Raw genomic sequence first — 16040 nt, forward strand, 5'->3', positions numbered from 1 at the left:
GTGGAGTTGTCGAGGGAACGTTGGGCGGAGTTGGCGCTACACCCGGTGCGCATCCGGATCCTGCGGGCAGTGGCGGGTGCGCGACTGACCACGCACGACCTGGCGGCGCTGCTGCCGGACATCCCGCAGGCCACGCTCTACCGGCACCTGGCCACGCTGGTCAAGGCCGGCCTGATCGAGGTGGTGGAGGAGCGCAGGATCCGCGGGGCCGTCGAGCGGGTCTACGCCCTGCCTGCCCACGGTGCGACCTTGGACGCCGCAGCCCTGGCCACCGCGACGCCCGAGGATCACGCCCGCTACTTCACCGCCTTCGTGTCGAGCCTGCTGTCGGAGTTCTCCCGCTACCTCGCCCGTGAGCGGATCGACTTCGCCGCCGACGGTGTCGGATACCAGCAGCTCGTGCTCCACCTGACCGACGCGGAGCTGGCAAAGTTCGCCGCCGACCTCAACCAGGTCATCGGCCCGCTGCTGGGCAACGAGCCCGGCGAGGGCAGGGTGCCTCGACTACTGGCCACCATCCTGCTGCCGGCCGATCAGCCGACAGCCACCGACAGCCCACAACAGACGCCGGAGCGGGACGAAGGCTCCGACCCGAGGGAAGGGAATGGCTGATGGCCTCGGTCACGGTTGCCGTCGAGCTGGTCGACATCCGGTTCACCGGGTGGGAGCGGCTCTGGATCGGGCGTGAGCGGCTGACCGTCCCCGTCACCGCGGTGCGGAGTGTGGCCATCGTGGCCGACCCGCTGCGCCTGGCGCGGGGCGCCCGGCGCGGAATGGTGGTGTCCGGCTTCGTCAAGATCGGTGTCTGGGGGTTGTTCGCTGGTCCCCGTCAGCTCGTGGCGGCACGCCGGGGCGAGCTGGGGCTGCATATCGTCCTGGACCGGGCGGCCGCCGGCGGTCAGTTCGACGAGGTCGTGCTCTCCGATCCGGCTGCGCCGGACATCGCGGACGCGATCGGACGCGCGTCGGCGGTCGGCGCATGAACGGCGACCGCCTGACGATCGAGGTCTCGCACCTGACCAAGCGGTACGGCGAGGTCACCGCCGTACGTGATCTGACCTTCACGGTCGAACCGGGCGTGGTCACTGGTTTCCTGGGCCCGAACGGCGCGGGCAAGACCACCACGATGCGCATGCTGACCGGCCTCGTGTCGCCCACCTCCGGCACCGCGACGATCGGCGGCCAGCCGTACGGGCGGCTGCCACGGCCGTCGCGCACCGTCGGGGCGGTGTTCGACGCGAGCGCGTTCCACCCCGGCCACACCGCCCGCGACCACCTGCGCGTCTACGCCGCGATGGGCGGCTACCGGGACAGCCGGGTCAGCGACCTGCTCGATCTGCTCGGCCTCGCCGAGGCCGCCGACCGCCGCACCCGCGGGTTCTCCACCGGCATGCGGCAACGGCTCAGCCTCGCCACCGCCCTGCTCGGCGACCCCTCGGTGCTGCTGCTGGACGAGCCGAGCAACGGCCTCGACCCCGAAGGCATGCTGTGGTTGCGTGGCTTCCTGCGCCGGCTGGCCGATGAGGGACGCACGATCCTGATCTCCAGCCACGTGCTCAGCGAGATCCAGCAGCTCGTCGACGACGTGGTGGTGGTCCGCCACGGCGAGCTCGTCGCCGCTGGACCGTGGTCACGGCTCGCCGGACCGCCAGCGGTGCTGGTGAGCTCGCCGGATGCCGACCGGCTGGCCGCCGCCCTGCGAGTCAGCCGGCCAGACGGCGACGCGCCGCGGATCGAAGCCGTCGGGGCAGGGCGGCTACGGGTATACGGGCTGGACGCGCCGCACGTCGCCGACCTGGCCGCCACGTGCCGGCTGCGGGTACACGAGCTGGTCACCGAGAACCCCAGCCTCGAACAACTCTTCCTCCACCTGACCACCGACAGGGCGACCACCGCATGAACCACCTGATCAAGGCCGAGTTCCGCCGGTTGTTGGCCACCCGCACGTGGAGCGGGCTGCTGCTCGCCGCCGTGCTGATCGGCGGCGGCATGACGGGCGCGATGGCGCTGGTCGGTCCGGAGAACTTCGACCCACCCATGCCCGGACTGGACACCGAAACCGGCATCCGCTCGGTCCTCGGCATCCTCGGTTACACCGCATTCGTGCCGGCCGCCGTCGGCACACTCGCCGTCACGTCCGAGTACCGGCACCGCACCGCCGCCGTCACGTTCCTGTTCGCGCCGCGCCGGTGGCAGGTGTTGGCGGCCAAGCTCGCCACGTACGGCGTCGGTGGACTGGCGTACGGGCTGGTCCTCGCCGGCACCGCCGCCGCAGCCCTCTTCGCGGTCGCCGCCGCCCGCGGCGTCGCGCTCGGCCTGCCGGCCGGCACGGTGCTGGCGTTGCTGGCCCGCATCGGCCTGGCCATGGTCGTGTACCTGCTGATCGGCGTGGGCATGGGCGCCCTGCTCCGCCACCAGGTCGTGGCCCTGTGCGTCGTGATCGGCTACCTGTACCTGGGCGAGACGCTGCTCATGATGATCCCCGGCATCAACGCGCTCTATCCAGTCCTGCCCGGCGGCGCCACCGCCTCCCTCACCGACTTCACCTACCTCGCCGACGCCATGTCCGAACAGGTCGGCAGCACGGCCATCCAACTACTGCCACCAGCCACCGGCGCACTACTGCTCACCGCGTACGCACTCACCGCCTCGCTGATCGCCGTCATCATCCCCATGCGCCGCGACATCACCTGACCTTCCTCCCCTTGCCGAGCTTTCGGGGCGGTCGGCCGTTACGGCCGACCGCCCCGAAGACGTCACCAGGCGGCGGATCGCGCGAGTAGTGGTTCCGATTTCCTCGCCCTATCGGCGCTCGGCGGTGGGGCCAGCGTTGTCCGCGACGGCAGCGGTCTCCGCGGCGAGTCGTTCGGAGGCGTCGCGAGTGGCGGAGAGTCAGGTCAGCTGATCCTGGGTGGGCTGGGCGTCGGTGGTCTGTTCCGGGTGGGGCGCGGTGCTGCGCAGGGTGATCGCCGCGATGACAGCTCCTGCGGCGGCGATGATCCCGGCGCCGACGAAGGCGGCGGAGTAGCCGTCGGTCAGGGCCGGCAGGTCGCCGAGTTGGTCGGCGCCGTAGGACGCTGCGACGGCGGTCATGGCGGCCAGGCCGAGGGCGGAGCCGACCTGGTAGCTGGTGTTGACGATGCCGGATGCCAGCCCGCCTTCCTCGGGGCGGGCGCTGGAGATCGCGGTGCCCAGCGACGGGATGAAGGCGAGTGACATGCCCAGCGCCGCGACGAGCGAGGCGGGCAGGACGTCGGCGACGAAGGTGCCGTCGGGGCGGATCAGAGCGAGCCATCCGAGGCCGGCGGCGAGGACCGCGAGGCCGGTCACGACCATGGGCTTGGGGCCGAACCGGTTGATGGCCCGCGGTGCGAGGGCGATCATCCCGACCATGATGAGGACGGTCATGGGCAGCAGCGCGGCACCGCTGGGGAAGGCGCTGTAGCCGAGGACCTGCTGCAGGTACAGGTTGAGGTAGAACCACATCGGGATCCAGGCCGCGCCGAGCAGCAGTTGGGCGATGTTCGCGGCGGCGAGGTTCGTGGCGCGGAAGATGGACAGGCGCATCAGCGGCTCCCGACGCGCGGCCTGGATGGCGAGGAACGCCGCCAGGGCGGCGACGGCGCCGGCCAGGACCAACCAGGTCTGCCCGGAGGACCAGCCGACCTCGGGGGCGCGCACGATGGCGTAGACGGCGGCCCCGAGACCGAGGGTCACGGTGAGCGCTCCGGCGACGTCGAGGGAGCCTCGGCGGGCGCCGCCGGCCGGCATCAGCGCCGGGGTGGCGAGGACGGCGACCAGTGCGATCGGGATGTTGATGTAGAAGACCCAGGGCCAGCTGACGTACTCGGTGATGACGCCGCCGAGGAAGACGCCGGCGGTGCCGCCGGCGGGTGCCGCGGCTCCGTAGAGAGCAAGGGCTCTGGTGAGTTCCCGCGGCTCGGCGCCGAAGAGCATCATCAGCAGGGTCAGCGCCGAGGGCGCGATCAGGGCGGCGCCAGCGCCCTGGACGGCACGGGCGGCCAGTTCGACGGCGACGCTGTCGGCCAGGCCGGCGGCGGCCGACCCGGCCAGGAGGATCAGCCAGCCGGCGGTGAACATGCGGCGGGCGCCGAACAGGTCGGACAACCGGCCACCGAGCAGCAGCAGGCCGCCGAAGGCGACGACGTAGGCGTTGAACACCCAGGACAGGTTCTCTGGCGAGAAGCCGAGGTCCGTCTGCATCCGAGGTAGAGCGACGCCGATGATCGAGGTGTCCATGATGACCATGAACTGGGCGAGCGCGATGAGGCCGAGCGCCCACCACCGCTTGGTCCTGGGTGACATCACAACCACTCCTTTATGCCCCTAGGGGGTACGGGTAAGTGGAGAATGTTTACCCCCTAGGGGTATTGGACGTCAAGTGATCCACGTCAACGACGCCCGATCACGCGAACCCCTTGCGCCATATACCCCCCTGGGGTAGCTTCCGCTTATCAAGAAAAGGCGGATCGTGACGGGACACCGGCACCCAGACAGAGGACGGGACCACGCCGCAGCTCCGCCGGGCTGAGGGAGGACTCCGGGTGACCAGGAGGCCCCGTCAGGTCCTGATCTGCCTTGCCCACCCACACCCACCAGAGGAGATGTCCATGTGCAACAGCGAATCCGGTTGCGGCTGCGCCACTGCCGTTGACACCGCCCCGGCAGCCACCGCCACCCAGGACGGCGTCCGGACCACCTACACCGTGTCCGGAATGACCTGCGGGGGCTGCGCCAACTCCGTGCGCAAGCACCTCAGCACCGTCGCTGGCGTCACGCGCGTCGAGGTCGATGTGACCGACGGCCTGGTCACCGTCACCAGCGACGCCGCCCTGGAGACCGCCGACGTACGCACCGCGGTCGAACAGGCCGGCTATCAGCTCGTCGGCTGACCACCTGGCCGGTCGTGTCCGTCCCAGGCACGGGCACGACCGGCCGCGCCCCTGCCGCAACAACACGGTCACAGGAGTCGACATGACTGGTGCAGATCATCCCGACCACTACCCCACCAGCCCTGGGCTCGTGGTCTACGGCACCGGCTGGTGCCCCGACGTGCGGCGCAGCCGGGCCGTGCTCGACGCCGCCGGCGTCGCCTACCACTACGTCGACCTCGACCGGGACCAAGCCGCCACCAGGCTCGTCCGACGGCTGCAGCACGGACGTCGACGCGTCCCCACGCTGCTGTGGCCGGACGGCACCTGCCTGGTCGAGCCCACGGATGAGGACCTGCGGACTCACCTCGACCAGCGAGAAGCAGAATCCAGCACCGGTGACCGGTGACGGCCTACCGGCCACCACCGCCGCTGGAGCGAGAAGAACATGGCGAGGCCGAGGTATCTCGCCGCGAGCCGATGGAGCGGGAGATCTGGGGGCCGCCTGGCGGCGGTCCGGCGTTCCGGAACGCGCTGCCGGACCGTCCGGGCGGCACCCGTGCGGCTGCCACCCGGACCACCCTTCAGTCGCTGGGACCCCCTCCAGTGATGAGCTGCCCGAACAGGTCGGTGCTGATGTTGCCGCCGGAGACGACCAACCCGACCCGGCGGTGCGGCATTCGGACCCGGCCTGCCAACATCGCGGCTACGGCAAGGGCGCCGCTCGGCTCAACGACGAGCTTCATCCGATCGAACAGGAATTTCATCGCGGTCAGAATTTCCTCGTCGGTGACCACGACGACGTCGTCCACGAGCCGCTGAATGATGGGAAACGTGACATCCCCGGTCCGCTCCCCGGTCACACCGTCCGCGATGGTGCGGGGCACCGGTATGCGGACCGGTTGACCGGCCAGCAGAGATCGCCGGTTCTTGTCCCCGGCCTCGGTCTCCACCCCGACGATGTACGTGGTGGGTGCGATCGCCCGAAGGGCGGTGGCACAGCCGGCCAGCTGCCCGCCACCGCCGAGCGGGACGACCAGCGCATCCAAACCGTCGACGTCGTCCCAGAGCTCCACCGCCGTCGTGCCCGCACCGGCGACCACGTCCGGATGGTCATACGGTGGGATCACGGTCAACCCGCGCTCGGCAGCGAGCCGGTCGGTGATCTCGAACCGGTTGTCGGTGTAGCGGTCGAACGTGACCACCTCGGCGCCGTAGTGGGCGGTGGCAGTCACCTTGGACGCCGGCGCGTCACGCGGCATGACAACGACGGCGTGGGAGCCGAGCACATGCGCGGCCAGCGCGACCGCCTGCGCGTGGTTGCCTGAGGAGAAAGCGATGACGCCACGGCGGCGGGCATCGTCGTTCAACCGGGCGACGGCGTTGTAGGCGCCCCGGAATTTGAAGGCACCGACGCGTTGGAAGCTCTCACATTTGACGAACGCCGTGGCGCCGGTTCGCTGGTTCAAGGTGCGTGAAGTGAGGACGGGTGTGCGGTGGGCGACGCCGAATAGCCGTTTGGCCGCGGCATGCACGTCGTCAGCGGTGACAGTGAGGCGATTCGTCATCGTGAGGTGACTCCTTGCGGGACGGCTGTGGCGGGGAGCGGCGCGGAGGCGGGCTCGAGTCGACCGGAGCGAGCCAGCAGAGCGACAGCACCGGCGCAGACTGCCCCCGTCGCGGAGAGCGCCAGCCAGGGCAGCGCGGGAAGCTCCCAACGCTCAGCTAGCCCCCAGACGGCGCCAGTAGCGAGGTTCCCGGCGGTGATCCCGATGCCGGCGAAGGTGTTGTACAGGCCGTAGTGGGTCGCGACAAGCCGGTCCTGGGCAAGCGCCACGATGGTGTCCATCTCGAACGGGTACGCCACCACGGCGCCCAGGGTGAGCAGCACCGTGGCGGCCAGGGTCGGAAGAATCGCCAGGGTGGCCGCGCCCAAGGAACTCTGGCGGGCGGTCAGCCCGGCGGTCGCCGCCAGCGGCAGGAACGCCGCTGCCATCAGGGCCAGGCCGGCGGCGACGGCCCTGCCGGATTCCCAGCGATGCCGCGCCCAACCGGTGGTCCGGACCTGCCCCATGACCGCCACCACGGCGGAAAGGGCGAACAGGACACTGCTGCCAATGTCACCGCTCTCCCCCAGCACCTTGGCCGCCTGCAACGGAAGGGCGAGGTAGAGCTGCGACGACAGCACGTAGGAACCGATCATGGCTAGGGAGAACAGAAGGAACGAGCGGTTGCCGACGACCTGCCGCCAGTCGGCTCGCACCCCACCGACACCGTGTGGCCGGCCGTCGACCGTGGGCGCGGACCGCGCCGGCAGGGCACGGACTTGCACCACGGTGAGCACCAGGAAGATCATCGCCGCGGTCATACAGACGAGCCGGAAGTCCTGGCTGATCAGGGCAAGCCCGACGACCGGCCCGATGAGGATGCCAGCTTGGTAGAAGACGTTGAATGCGGCAAACGCCTCGACTCGGCGTTCCCCGGCCTCCGCCGCGACGTACGCCCGCACCGCTGGATTGAACAGCGCGCCGGCGAGCCCGGTGGCCACCGACGCAACCAGCAGCATACGCAGGTCGGAGCCAAGACCGAGCAGCGCGAATCCCATGGTCCGCAGGGCGCAGCCGAGGACGATCATCGGTTTGTAGCCGAGCCGGTCGGCGAGCATGCCGCCTACGAAGAACATGCCCTGCTGGCTGAGTGTGCGCACCCCCAGGATCAGGCCCACGGTCCAGGCGGCCATGCCCAGACCCGAAGCGAGATGGTTGGCCAGGTACGGCATCAGCATGTAAAAGCCGAGGTTGATGCCGAACTGATTGACCATCAACAGTTGGAGGGGCCGGTCGAACGAGCCGACCTGATGCCAGGTGCCCTTCACCACGGTCTCCTCCTGGCGTCCCAGCGTGCCCCAAGGCCGCTGCCGGCTCTGCCGTCCCCTGCGCCGGCCGGCGGCGCCGTTTCGGCACCAGCACCACCGCGCGGTGCGGGATCGATGACGGTGACGCACCGGGTCCAGCGGGTAACCTCGCGCTCCTGCGGGTGGCCGAGGTGCTCGGGTTGCGGGGCCGGTGGCCGATCTAGCAGACGGTGGCGGCGGCAGTAGTCGTCGTTGAAGATGGTGTCGACGTACCGAGCCGCCCCGTCGGGAAAGATGGCCGCGACCCGGGTGGACGGAGGGTGGGTGCGGGCGACCCAGGAAGCGACAACCGCGACGGCGCCCACGCTCCAACCGCCGGTGAGGTAGCGGGCGGCAGCCAGACGCCGACATGCCCATACTGCTTCGGCCGGCGAGACCCAATGCACTTCCGCGAAGGCCCTGTAGTCGACGTTGCGGGGGTAGATGCTGCTCCCCAGCCCTCGCATCAGGCGTGGCCGGTCGGGTTGACCGAAGATCGTCGACCCGACGGTGTCGACCCCGACCAGTCGCAGGTCCGGGTTCGTCTCCCGCAGCACTCGGGAGACACCGGCGCTGTGGCCGCCGGTGCCGACGCTGCACACCAACACGTCGACGTGTTTGAGCTGCGTTGCGAGTTCCCGGGCCAGTCCCTCGTAGGCCCTCACGTTGTCGGGGTTGTGGTACTGGTCGGGGCACCAGGCACCCGGGCGTTCCGCGAGCAGCTGGGCGACCCGGTCCCGGCGTGCCTGCTGCCAGCCACCCTGCGGGTGCGGCCTGTCGACGACGTCGACCTCGGCACCGTAGGCGGCCAGCAGGTGCCGCATGTGGGGTTCCATCCCCGCGTCGGTGACCAACGTGACGGGATGCCCGTAGAGCATCCCCGCCAGGGCCAGTCCAAGTCCGAGGGTCCCCGAGGTGGATTCGACAACTGGTGCTCCCGGAGCCAGGTCTCCTCTCCTTCGTGCCTGACCAAGTAGGTAAAGGCCTGGCCTGTCCTTGATTCCGCCGGGATTGTGGCCTTCCAGTTTGGCCCAGAAGCCGGTCTCTTTCTGCCCGGTCAGGTCGGGAATCCATAGAACCGGGGTGTTTCCCACCAGGTGCTCGGGAGTCGCTGCGGCCATCGCCGCACTGGGGACAGGTTGATCTGCAACGCCGTGGGAGGCGTCAAGGTACTTCGCCACAACATGCCTTTCGTCGTCTCGTCTACGCCTACGGTCACCGTCAGGAAGCGCAGACCCTGTGGGTGGGGGTCCGCGCTGCCGGCGCCGCTATATGCGAAGGACCGACGAAGATGCTCCTGCCATCGTGAGCGGCACCAACGAACGCGTGAGGTGGCACGGCCATCGGTGGACGGATGAAGAGACGCCGTCCATGTGTCTGTGTACGGGCAGGGCAGGGGAACCGATTGCTTCGGTGACGGACCTGTAGGGCATGACCATTGCCGCTGTCGCCAGATGCGGGCACCTCTCGGAGCGAGTTGGAGTGCTCGGGAGCGACGAGTCGGCGTCATCCGTGCCGGGCGAGGCGCCTTCGACCGGATGGTCATGGTGGCCGAGCGGCATGGAATGGGCCGAGGCGGAGGGTGCGCACCAGCCGGCGAGCATGACCAGCCCTGCCACAGCCAGGACGACCAGGAGGCTGGCCAGAGGAGCCTGCGACGCCGGGCGCAGCCAGTGACGTCGCACCACAGGTCCTCCCACTAGACATAACCGTCGAACCTGGGCGATAGCCCACATTCACCGACGTCAGCCTAGCCGCTGAACAGCCAAAACTACAGATGGAGAGCCTTTCACTACACTGAGCGCCGCCGGTTGACGATCGGCCACACAGTCCAACTGCGGCATCCGAGCATCGCCAGGACCTGCCCTGAGAGGCGGCGAAACGATCGGTGAGTATGGGCTGACGGGCGGTCGTCACGGCGCACGGGGTGGCAACCTCGGCGTCGACGTTTTGACAGGAATCTCAGGCGCAGAAGAGGATGGTGGCGGCGACGCCGACCAGTGCCGGCGCGAGCACCGCGGCCAGCGGAAGAGCGACACGCGCCGACGTTCGGGAGTCCGGTTCCCCGGCCTGCAGGCGGTGCAGCCGCGTAGACACGTCCGCTCCGGCCATCGACAGGGCGTGCGCGGGGTGTGGAGCATCGTTGAGGGCGATCAGCGCTGCGCGAACTGCGGGTGCGCCGCAGGCGCGCACGGCGGCCGCGTCAGCGCAAAGCTCGACCAGAAGGCGCATGGCGCGCGGGGCGCGGCGGGTCAGCGGCACCCACGGTGCGGCCGCGGCCAGGACCTCGGCGAGGGCGACGATCAGATGGTGGCGGCCGCGCAGGTGTGCCCGCTCGTGAGACAGCACCGCCGCGCGTTGCGCCGCAGGCAGCCCCAGGACGCCGGCGCTGACGACGAGCAGGCCCCGGCCGCCACCGACGCTGTAGGCCAGTGGCACGCGATGCGGAAGCCGCAGCACCGGTACACGCTCCGGCGTGAGGGTTTCGCCGACCAGAGTCACCAGATCCTGGTGCGCCTGCCGAGACTTGCGCTGCGAACGCCACTGCCGGACAGCAACGACCAGGCTTCTCGCGGCCAACGCGGCCAGCGCGGCGACCGCCACCATCCCGGTCACGCCGAGAACCTCGTCCTGCGCCGGCAGCCGGCCGTGGCGCACCGCAAGCCAACAGTGGTGCGCGAGATACTCTGCCCAGTCCTCGATGCTGTCGGCGGGTGCGAGCAGCAGCGCCGCTCCGGCGGTGAAGGTCAGCAGCACTGCGGCCAGGCTGCCCCACCAGGCGAGCAGCACGGCGACCGGATCACGGACCCGGCCCACGGCGCGCTCGAGCAGATCCGGGGTGACCCAGGCTACGACGAGCGCACCGACGATGAGGGCGACGGCCGGGCTCACCGGCGATCCGACCGCTCGTCGAGCACCTGCCGCAGCACCGCCAGTTCCCGGTCAGAGGCCGAACGGGCGAAGTGCAACAGCACCACGTCGGGTTGGAGACTGGTCTCCAGCATGCGCCGCAAGGTCCGCGCCACGAGTTCCTCCCGGCTCCCGGCGGGCCGGTAGTGGTAGGCCTTGCCGCTCTTGTCGCGCAGCACCCACTGCTTGCGGTGCAGGTTGTCCAGCACAGTCATGACGGTGGTGTAGGCCAGGGTGCGTCCGGTCAGCCGGTCGAGCACCTCACGCACCCGCAGGGGCTCGCCCGCCCGCCACAGCACGTCCATGACGGCGGCTTCCAACTCACCCAGGCCGTTCAACGGCACACCGCCTCCCACATCCAGGTCAGCCTACGCTGACCTCGCAGCGCCGTACCTCGGTGCTACGGCGTCAGGTTGGGGATGTCGAACCAGGAGAACGGCGCCCACGGCAGGTTACGCAGCACCGTGCTGTAAAGCAGGAAGGCGGTGACGTACGCCCCGTAGGCCCAGGCGGGCAGGCGCAACGCGGGTAGTTCGCGGCCGAGCCAGGCCGAGGCGAGGAATCGCACACCGAGGTACGCCACGAATGGCACCGCGATCAGCGCGGCCAGGTGGTGGCGAGCGGCCTCGACGAGGTCGCCGTGCAGCAGATAGTAGAACATGCGGGTACCGCCGCAGCCCGGCCCGTTGATGCCGGTCAGGGCGTGCCACAGGCAGGGGCCGGTCGGGTCGGCGACCCGGTCGGTGGGATCGAATCGCAGCACGAATCCCACCGCCGCGGCCAGTACCGCAACCCCGGCAACCGATACCGCGCGTCGCAACGCCCGGTTAGGCGCCGCCATGACCTGACGCACCGACAACCTCCTCGCTGCGCCAACGCTGGGCGCACACTCGCCGTCGCGTCATGTCCGCACCGTGACGCCTGACGACACTACTACTATCCGGCAATAGTAGATGGCATACGATCGGGGGGCGGCGCGGGATGATCCCGTGCCGCCACCGCAGGTCGCAGGGCGAGGCAAGGGAGCTTGGTGTGGCCCACAAGGGGCAGAATCGGTTGGCATGGATCGGCGTCGCGGTCGGCGTCCTCCTGCTGGTCACCGCCGCGGCCACCGCCGTCGGCTGGCGTGGCGACGCCACCTCCACCGGCTCGTCGGGGTTGGGCAGCGGCGGGCTGGGCCACGTGCACGGCCTGGGCGTGAACCCCGCCGACGGACAGCTGTACGTGGCCACCCACCACGGAGTGGTCCGGTTCTCCGGTGCCGAGGCGACCCGGGTCGGGGACAGCCGCCAGGACACGATGGGCTTCACGGTGACCGGCCCCGACGAGTTCCTCGCCTCCGGGCACCCGGCACCCGGCGAGGACGGGCCGAGGCACCTGGGGCTGATCCACAGCACCGATGCCGGCCACTCCTGGCGGACCCTGTCCCTGGCCGGGCAGGCCGACTTTCACCTGCTGCGTTCTTCCGGCGGCGTCGTCTACGGCGTCGATTCGACCAGCGGCGCCCTGATGGCCAGCACTGACCGGGTCACGTGGCAGACCCGTTCCACGATCGAGGCCTACGACCTGGCCGTCGACCCGCACCGCCCGGACACCCTCCTGGCAACCACGGAACAGGGCACGCGCCGGTCCACTGACGGTGGCCGCACCTGGGCACCGGCCGGCGGCCCGCCAGCGGTGCTACTGCACTGGTCTGCGCGGGAACTGGTGGCGGTCACGGCGGATGGCGCACTGGTGCGATCCGTCGACGGGGCGGCGACCTGGTCGCCCACCGCCGGCCGCGCAGCGGGCGCCCCGGTCGCGCTCACCGTGCACGAGAACCTCATCTACCTGGCCACCGAGGACGGCCGGGTGTTGCGCAGCGCCGACTCGGGCGTGACGTGGCAGCCGATGACGGCCTGAGCCGACGTGCCCGAGTCGCCTGTACCTGTCCAGGCGCGCGGCGGCCCGGTCGGATCATCCCGACCGGGCCGCCGTTCGTGCGCCTGTCAGTGCGCTTCGGGGGTGAGCTTGACCCGGCGCAGCAGTTGGGCGTTCAGCGCCACCACGATGGTGGAGGCCGACATCAGCACCGCACCGACCGCCGGGCTGAGGGTGAACCCGGCCCAGGCCAGCGCTCCAGCGGCAAGTGGGATCGCCACCACGTTGTAGCCGGCGGCCCAGACCAGATTCTGAATCATCTTCCGGTACGACGCGCGGGACAGCCGGATCACGCCCGTGACACCACGCGGATCCGACGAGGCCAGGATGACCCCCGCGGACTCGATCGCGACATCGGTGCCGGCGCCGATCGCCAGGCCGACGTCGGCACGGGCCAGGGCCGGGGCGTCGTTCACGCCGTCACCGACCATCGCCACGGTCAATCCCCGGGCCTGCAACTCGGCGACCGCCCGGTCCTTGTCCGCGGGCAACACCTCGGCGAAGACCTCGTCCACCCCCGACCGGAACCCCAGATCAGCGGCGACCGCCTCGGCAACCGGCCGGGCATCTCCGGTAATCATCACGATCTTCTTGACGCCCTGTTCACGCAGGTCGGCGATGGCCTGGCGGGCCTCCGGACGAACCTCGTCCTCCAGAGCGAACGCACCGACGGCAGCCGGTTGGCCAGCCTCCGACAGACGAACCAGATGCAGCACCGCCGCACCACGGGCCGACCACCCCCGCGCAACGGCGTCCAACTCCTCGGGAACCTGCGCGCCGAGTTCCCGCAGCAGAGCGGGGCCACCCACCGCCCAAGCGGTGCCGTCGACAACCGCCTGGACCCCACGACCGGTCAGCGACCGGAAGTCCCGGGCGGTCGCCCGCAGCCCCCGGTCCTGCGCGACCTTGACCAGAGCCTTGGCCAGGGGATGCTCACTGTCGGCCTCGACCGCGCCGGCGATCCGCAACACCTCGTCCTCGGTGGTGCCGCTGGCGGCGGCCGTGGCGGTGACGGTGTGGGCGCCCATGGTCAGGGTGCCGGTCTTGTCGAACAGCACCGCGTCGACGGTGCGCATCCGCTCCAGCGCCAGGCGGTCCTTGACCAGGATGCCGGCCTTGGCCGACACCGCGGTGGACAACGCGATCACCAGCGGAATGGCCAGCCCGAGGGCATGAGGGCAGGCGATCACCAACACCGTCACCGTCCGGACCACAGACTCGTCAACATCACCCAGCGCCCACCAGGCGGCGAAGGTGACCAGCGCCGCGGCAGTGGCAACGTAGAACAGCATCGCGGCGAACCGGTCAGCCAGGACCTGCGCCCGACCGCTGGACGCCTGAGCCTGGCTGACCAACCGACCAATGCCAGCCAGCGCCGTGTCCTCGCCCACCGCGTCGACCCGGACCCGCAACGCGGAGTCGGTGGCCACCGTGCCGGCCACCACCCGGTCCCCCACGCCACGCGGCACCGGCCGCGACTCCCCCGTGATCATCGACTCGTCCAGCTCGGCGGAGCCGTCGATGATCCGGCCGTCGGCCGGCACCCGGGCACCGGAGCGGACCAGGACCACGTCTCCGACCCGCAACTCGGACACCGACACGCGGTGCACGGCGCCGTCATCATGGACCCGTTCGGCGTCATCCGGGAGCAACGCCGCCAGCGCGGCGAGGGCGCCCTGCGCCTGGCCGATCGCCTTCATCTCCTGCCAGTGCCCCAGCAGCATGATCGTGACCAGCGCCGCCAGTTCCCACCAGAAGTCCAGATCGAACGCACCGAGACTGGTGGCCATCGACGCGACATAGGCCACCGCGATCGCCATCGAGATCAGCAGCATCATCCCTGGAGCGCGGTCGCGGACCTCGCGGACGCCGCCGACCAGGAACGGCCAGCCGCCGTAGAAGAAGACCACCGAGCCGAGGACCGGGCCCACCCAGCTCATGCCCGGGAAGTCGAGGGTGTAGCCGAACCAGCCCATCACCATGTGACTGGTCGCCACGATCGGAATCGTCAGCGCCAAGCTCAGCCAGAACTTGCGCCGGAACTGCTCCGGGTCGTGCCCCGCGTGCTTGTCGTGACCGCCGTGCCCACCGGCAGATCCATGCCCCGCGTGGTCATGGTGACCGCCGTGGTGGCCACCCGCAGCCCCAGCACCGCTTCCATGCCCGCCATCGGGTCCACCGCCAGGCTGCTCGCCCACCGGCACCAGATGCCCGTGATGCCCACCGGCGACCATGGCATCGGTGTCAGTCGCGTGTTCGTGCCTCATGCCGTCCACCTCCGACCGGAACCATATACCCCCTAGGGGTATATGGCAACCGTCGGGCCATCACCCACCCCTCCCCTGCTACAACGATGGTTCGGGAGTCCGACGGACAGCACGGGACGTAACCCCTACCCCCCAGCCGTATCGAACCATGACCGGAGAGGCGGGCACGCCCTCGCCGTGTCGCAGACACCTGGAGCGAGGGCGAGCCAGGAGGCTCCAGCAGCAAACGGGACAGCAAGCACAGGGACACTGCTGCCGCCGCCCGCCGCCCGCCGCCCGCCGTCGCAGCCGCGATAGCCGCGTACGGCCGGGCGCCCAACTCCCCCGACCCCACTGGCAATCGGGACCGAGGCGGCCGTTGCCCTCGCCGCCGCCGGATGGATCGCCGACCCCGGCCGACAGCGCGCCGAGCAAACGCGAGCAGGCCATGACGGCCGCCAAGGCTCCGGACGGCATCAGCCCCCACCGAAGAAGGGATCGTCGCCATCGCTGAGAACCGGGCGACCTGGTGAGCGCCCAGCTGAACCGGGCCAACCGCCCCAGAATGTGAAACAACTACTTATAGCAGCCGAAGGCATGTTCGCCTCAAAAACCTGGAAAGCACTCCGACCGGACATGAATCCTTCTTATGTTCGTCGTGGCTCGTCTTCCTGAGCCGACCAGAAGGGAGTGAGGGACATGTCCAAGAGGTTTCTGACCCGGCTCGCCGGCGGGGTAGCGCTGGGCAGCGCCGCCCTGCTGCTCGGTACGCCCGCCGCCGCGCTCGCCGCGCCCTACGGGCACCCGGAGCCCGGGGCCTGGGACCGCACCGAGGTTGTCTGCGCGAACACCGAGCAGAGCAACGAGGTGATCGTCGCCCAAATCATCAAGGACAACACCATCCGGGACAGCGAAGTCAACGTCGAGCAGTCCGCAGCGGTCGAGACGACGAACGACAACAGGACTCAGCCCAACAACGTCGTCGTCTGCATCGGCAACGTCGACGTCGACGTGGAGTAGGGCCGGGAGCTGCTCGAGTCGCTCCAGCATGCCGGTTTCAGCGGGTCCGGCTCGCCGGTGGGCCAGCATGCCGGCAAACGGGTGGTCGGGGTGACGAAGGCTTGAGGGGTTCTTCGCGGGCAGCGGTCGGCTGCCCGCGAAGAACCGCCAGTGGCCGGG

General features: G+C 70.1%; 17 protein-coding genes. 8 read left to right on the forward strand and 9 right to left on the reverse strand.

The annotated features are described in order from the left end of the window. The 4 genes from ACGFZ2_RS18915 to ACGFZ2_RS18930 are packed head-to-tail and all read left to right on the forward strand — an operon-like array spanning position 1 to position 2694. Entirely contained in the window at positions 1 to 612 is a 612-nt protein-coding gene (locus ACGFZ2_RS18915) for a helix-turn-helix domain-containing protein (RefSeq protein ID WP_393455076.1), read from the forward strand. Continuing rightward, positions 612 to 983 carry a hypothetical protein gene (locus ACGFZ2_RS18920; RefSeq protein WP_393271139.1) on the forward strand — a complete coding sequence of 124 codons (372 nt, stop codon included), beginning with the start codon at positions 612 to 614 and terminating at the stop codon, positions 981 to 983. The genes ACGFZ2_RS18915 and ACGFZ2_RS18920 overlap by 1 nt, the downstream gene beginning before the upstream one ends. Continuing rightward, a complete protein-coding gene (locus ACGFZ2_RS18925; RefSeq protein ID WP_393271140.1) occupies positions 980 to 1900 on the forward strand; it encodes an ABC transporter ATP-binding protein in 921 nt (306 codons plus the stop codon). The genes ACGFZ2_RS18920 and ACGFZ2_RS18925 overlap by 4 nt, the downstream gene beginning before the upstream one ends. Further along, positions 1897 to 2694, forward strand: a complete 798-nt coding sequence (locus tag ACGFZ2_RS18930) for an ABC transporter permease (RefSeq protein WP_393271142.1) — start codon at positions 1897 to 1899, stop codon at positions 2692 to 2694. Before ACGFZ2_RS18925 ends, ACGFZ2_RS18930 begins: the two co-directional genes overlap by 4 nt. A gap of 198 nt (positions 2695 to 2892) precedes the next feature. On the opposite strand, the gene ACGFZ2_RS18935 is transcribed toward ACGFZ2_RS18930, so the two are convergent. Continuing rightward, positions 2893 to 4326, reverse strand: a complete 1434-nt coding sequence (locus tag ACGFZ2_RS18935) for an MFS transporter (RefSeq protein WP_393455079.1) — start codon at positions 4324 to 4326, stop codon at positions 2893 to 2895. Positions 4327 to 4631: 305 nt separating this feature from the next. Between ACGFZ2_RS18935 and ACGFZ2_RS18940 the strand changes: the two genes are divergently transcribed. Further along, a complete protein-coding gene (locus ACGFZ2_RS18940) occupies positions 4632 to 4913 on the forward strand; it encodes a heavy-metal-associated domain-containing protein (RefSeq protein ID WP_393455082.1) in 282 nt (93 codons plus the stop codon). A gap of 82 nt (positions 4914 to 4995) precedes the next feature. After that, positions 4996 to 5301 carry a glutaredoxin family protein gene (locus ACGFZ2_RS18945; RefSeq protein WP_393268602.1) on the forward strand — a complete coding sequence of 102 codons (306 nt, stop codon included), beginning with the start codon at positions 4996 to 4998 and terminating at the stop codon, positions 5299 to 5301. A 175-nt stretch (positions 5302 to 5476) separates the two neighbouring features. Here the strand turns inward: ACGFZ2_RS18945 and ACGFZ2_RS18950 are convergent, their stop codons facing one another. From ACGFZ2_RS18950 to ACGFZ2_RS18975, 6 genes are all read right to left on the reverse strand, one after another. After that, positions 5477 to 6460: a threo-3-hydroxy-L-aspartate ammonia-lyase gene (locus tag ACGFZ2_RS18950; RefSeq protein ID WP_393455085.1), complete on the reverse strand. Its 984-nt coding sequence runs from the start codon at positions 6458 to 6460 to the stop codon at positions 5477 to 5479. After that, entirely contained in the window at positions 6457 to 7713 is a 1257-nt protein-coding gene (locus tag ACGFZ2_RS18955) for an MFS transporter (RefSeq protein ID WP_393455611.1), read from the reverse strand. The genes ACGFZ2_RS18950 and ACGFZ2_RS18955 overlap by 4 nt, the downstream gene beginning before the upstream one ends. A gap of 50 nt (positions 7714 to 7763) precedes the next feature. After that, a complete protein-coding gene (locus tag ACGFZ2_RS18960; RefSeq protein WP_393455088.1) occupies positions 7764 to 8906 on the reverse strand; it encodes a PLP-dependent cysteine synthase family protein in 1143 nt (380 codons plus the stop codon). A gap of 841 nt (positions 8907 to 9747) precedes the next feature. Then, a complete protein-coding gene (locus ACGFZ2_RS18965; RefSeq protein WP_393455091.1) occupies positions 9748 to 10677 on the reverse strand; it encodes a M56 family metallopeptidase in 930 nt (309 codons plus the stop codon). After that, positions 10674 to 11000 (reverse strand): BlaI/MecI/CopY family transcriptional regulator, encoded by a 327-nt coding sequence (locus ACGFZ2_RS18970; protein WP_393455614.1) that lies wholly within the window; start codon positions 10998 to 11000, stop codon positions 10674 to 10676. The genes ACGFZ2_RS18965 and ACGFZ2_RS18970 overlap by 4 nt, the downstream gene beginning before the upstream one ends. 95 nt (positions 11001 to 11095) lie before the next feature. After that, a complete protein-coding gene (locus ACGFZ2_RS18975; protein ID WP_393455094.1) occupies positions 11096 to 11548 on the reverse strand; it encodes a DUF2752 domain-containing protein in 453 nt (150 codons plus the stop codon). 179 nt (positions 11549 to 11727) lie between these two features. Here ACGFZ2_RS18975 and ACGFZ2_RS18980 point away from each other — a divergent pair, with 179 nt between their 5' ends. Next, complete coding sequence (locus ACGFZ2_RS18980; protein WP_393455097.1) at positions 11728 to 12597, forward strand: F510_1955 family glycosylhydrolase; 870 nt, start codon at positions 11728 to 11730, stop codon at positions 12595 to 12597. A gap of 86 nt (positions 12598 to 12683) precedes the next feature. On the opposite strand, the gene ACGFZ2_RS18985 is transcribed toward ACGFZ2_RS18980, so the two are convergent. Both ACGFZ2_RS18985 and ACGFZ2_RS18990 read right to left on the reverse strand, forming a co-directional pair. Continuing rightward, positions 12684 to 14612 carry a heavy metal translocating P-type ATPase gene (locus ACGFZ2_RS18985; RefSeq protein WP_393455100.1) on the reverse strand — a complete coding sequence of 643 codons (1929 nt, stop codon included), beginning with the start codon at positions 14610 to 14612 and terminating at the stop codon, positions 12684 to 12686. Between the two features lie 23 nt (positions 14613 to 14635). Beyond that, on the reverse strand, positions 14636 to 14854 hold the full coding sequence (locus ACGFZ2_RS18990; RefSeq protein ID WP_393455103.1) for a hypothetical protein: 219 nt from the start codon (positions 14852 to 14854) through the stop codon (positions 14636 to 14638). Positions 14855 to 15560: 706 nt separating this feature from the next. On the opposite strand from ACGFZ2_RS18990, the gene ACGFZ2_RS18995 reads away from it, so the two are divergent. Continuing rightward, positions 15561 to 15881 carry a hypothetical protein gene (locus tag ACGFZ2_RS18995; RefSeq protein WP_393268609.1) on the forward strand — a complete coding sequence of 107 codons (321 nt, stop codon included), beginning with the start codon at positions 15561 to 15563 and terminating at the stop codon, positions 15879 to 15881. The last annotated feature ends 159 nt before the right edge of the window (positions 15882 to 16040 follow it).

This window comes from Micromonospora sp. NPDC048063 (genome assembly GCF_043202855.1).
Taxonomy (GTDB): domain Bacteria; phylum Actinomycetota; class Actinomycetes; order Mycobacteriales; family Micromonosporaceae; genus Micromonospora.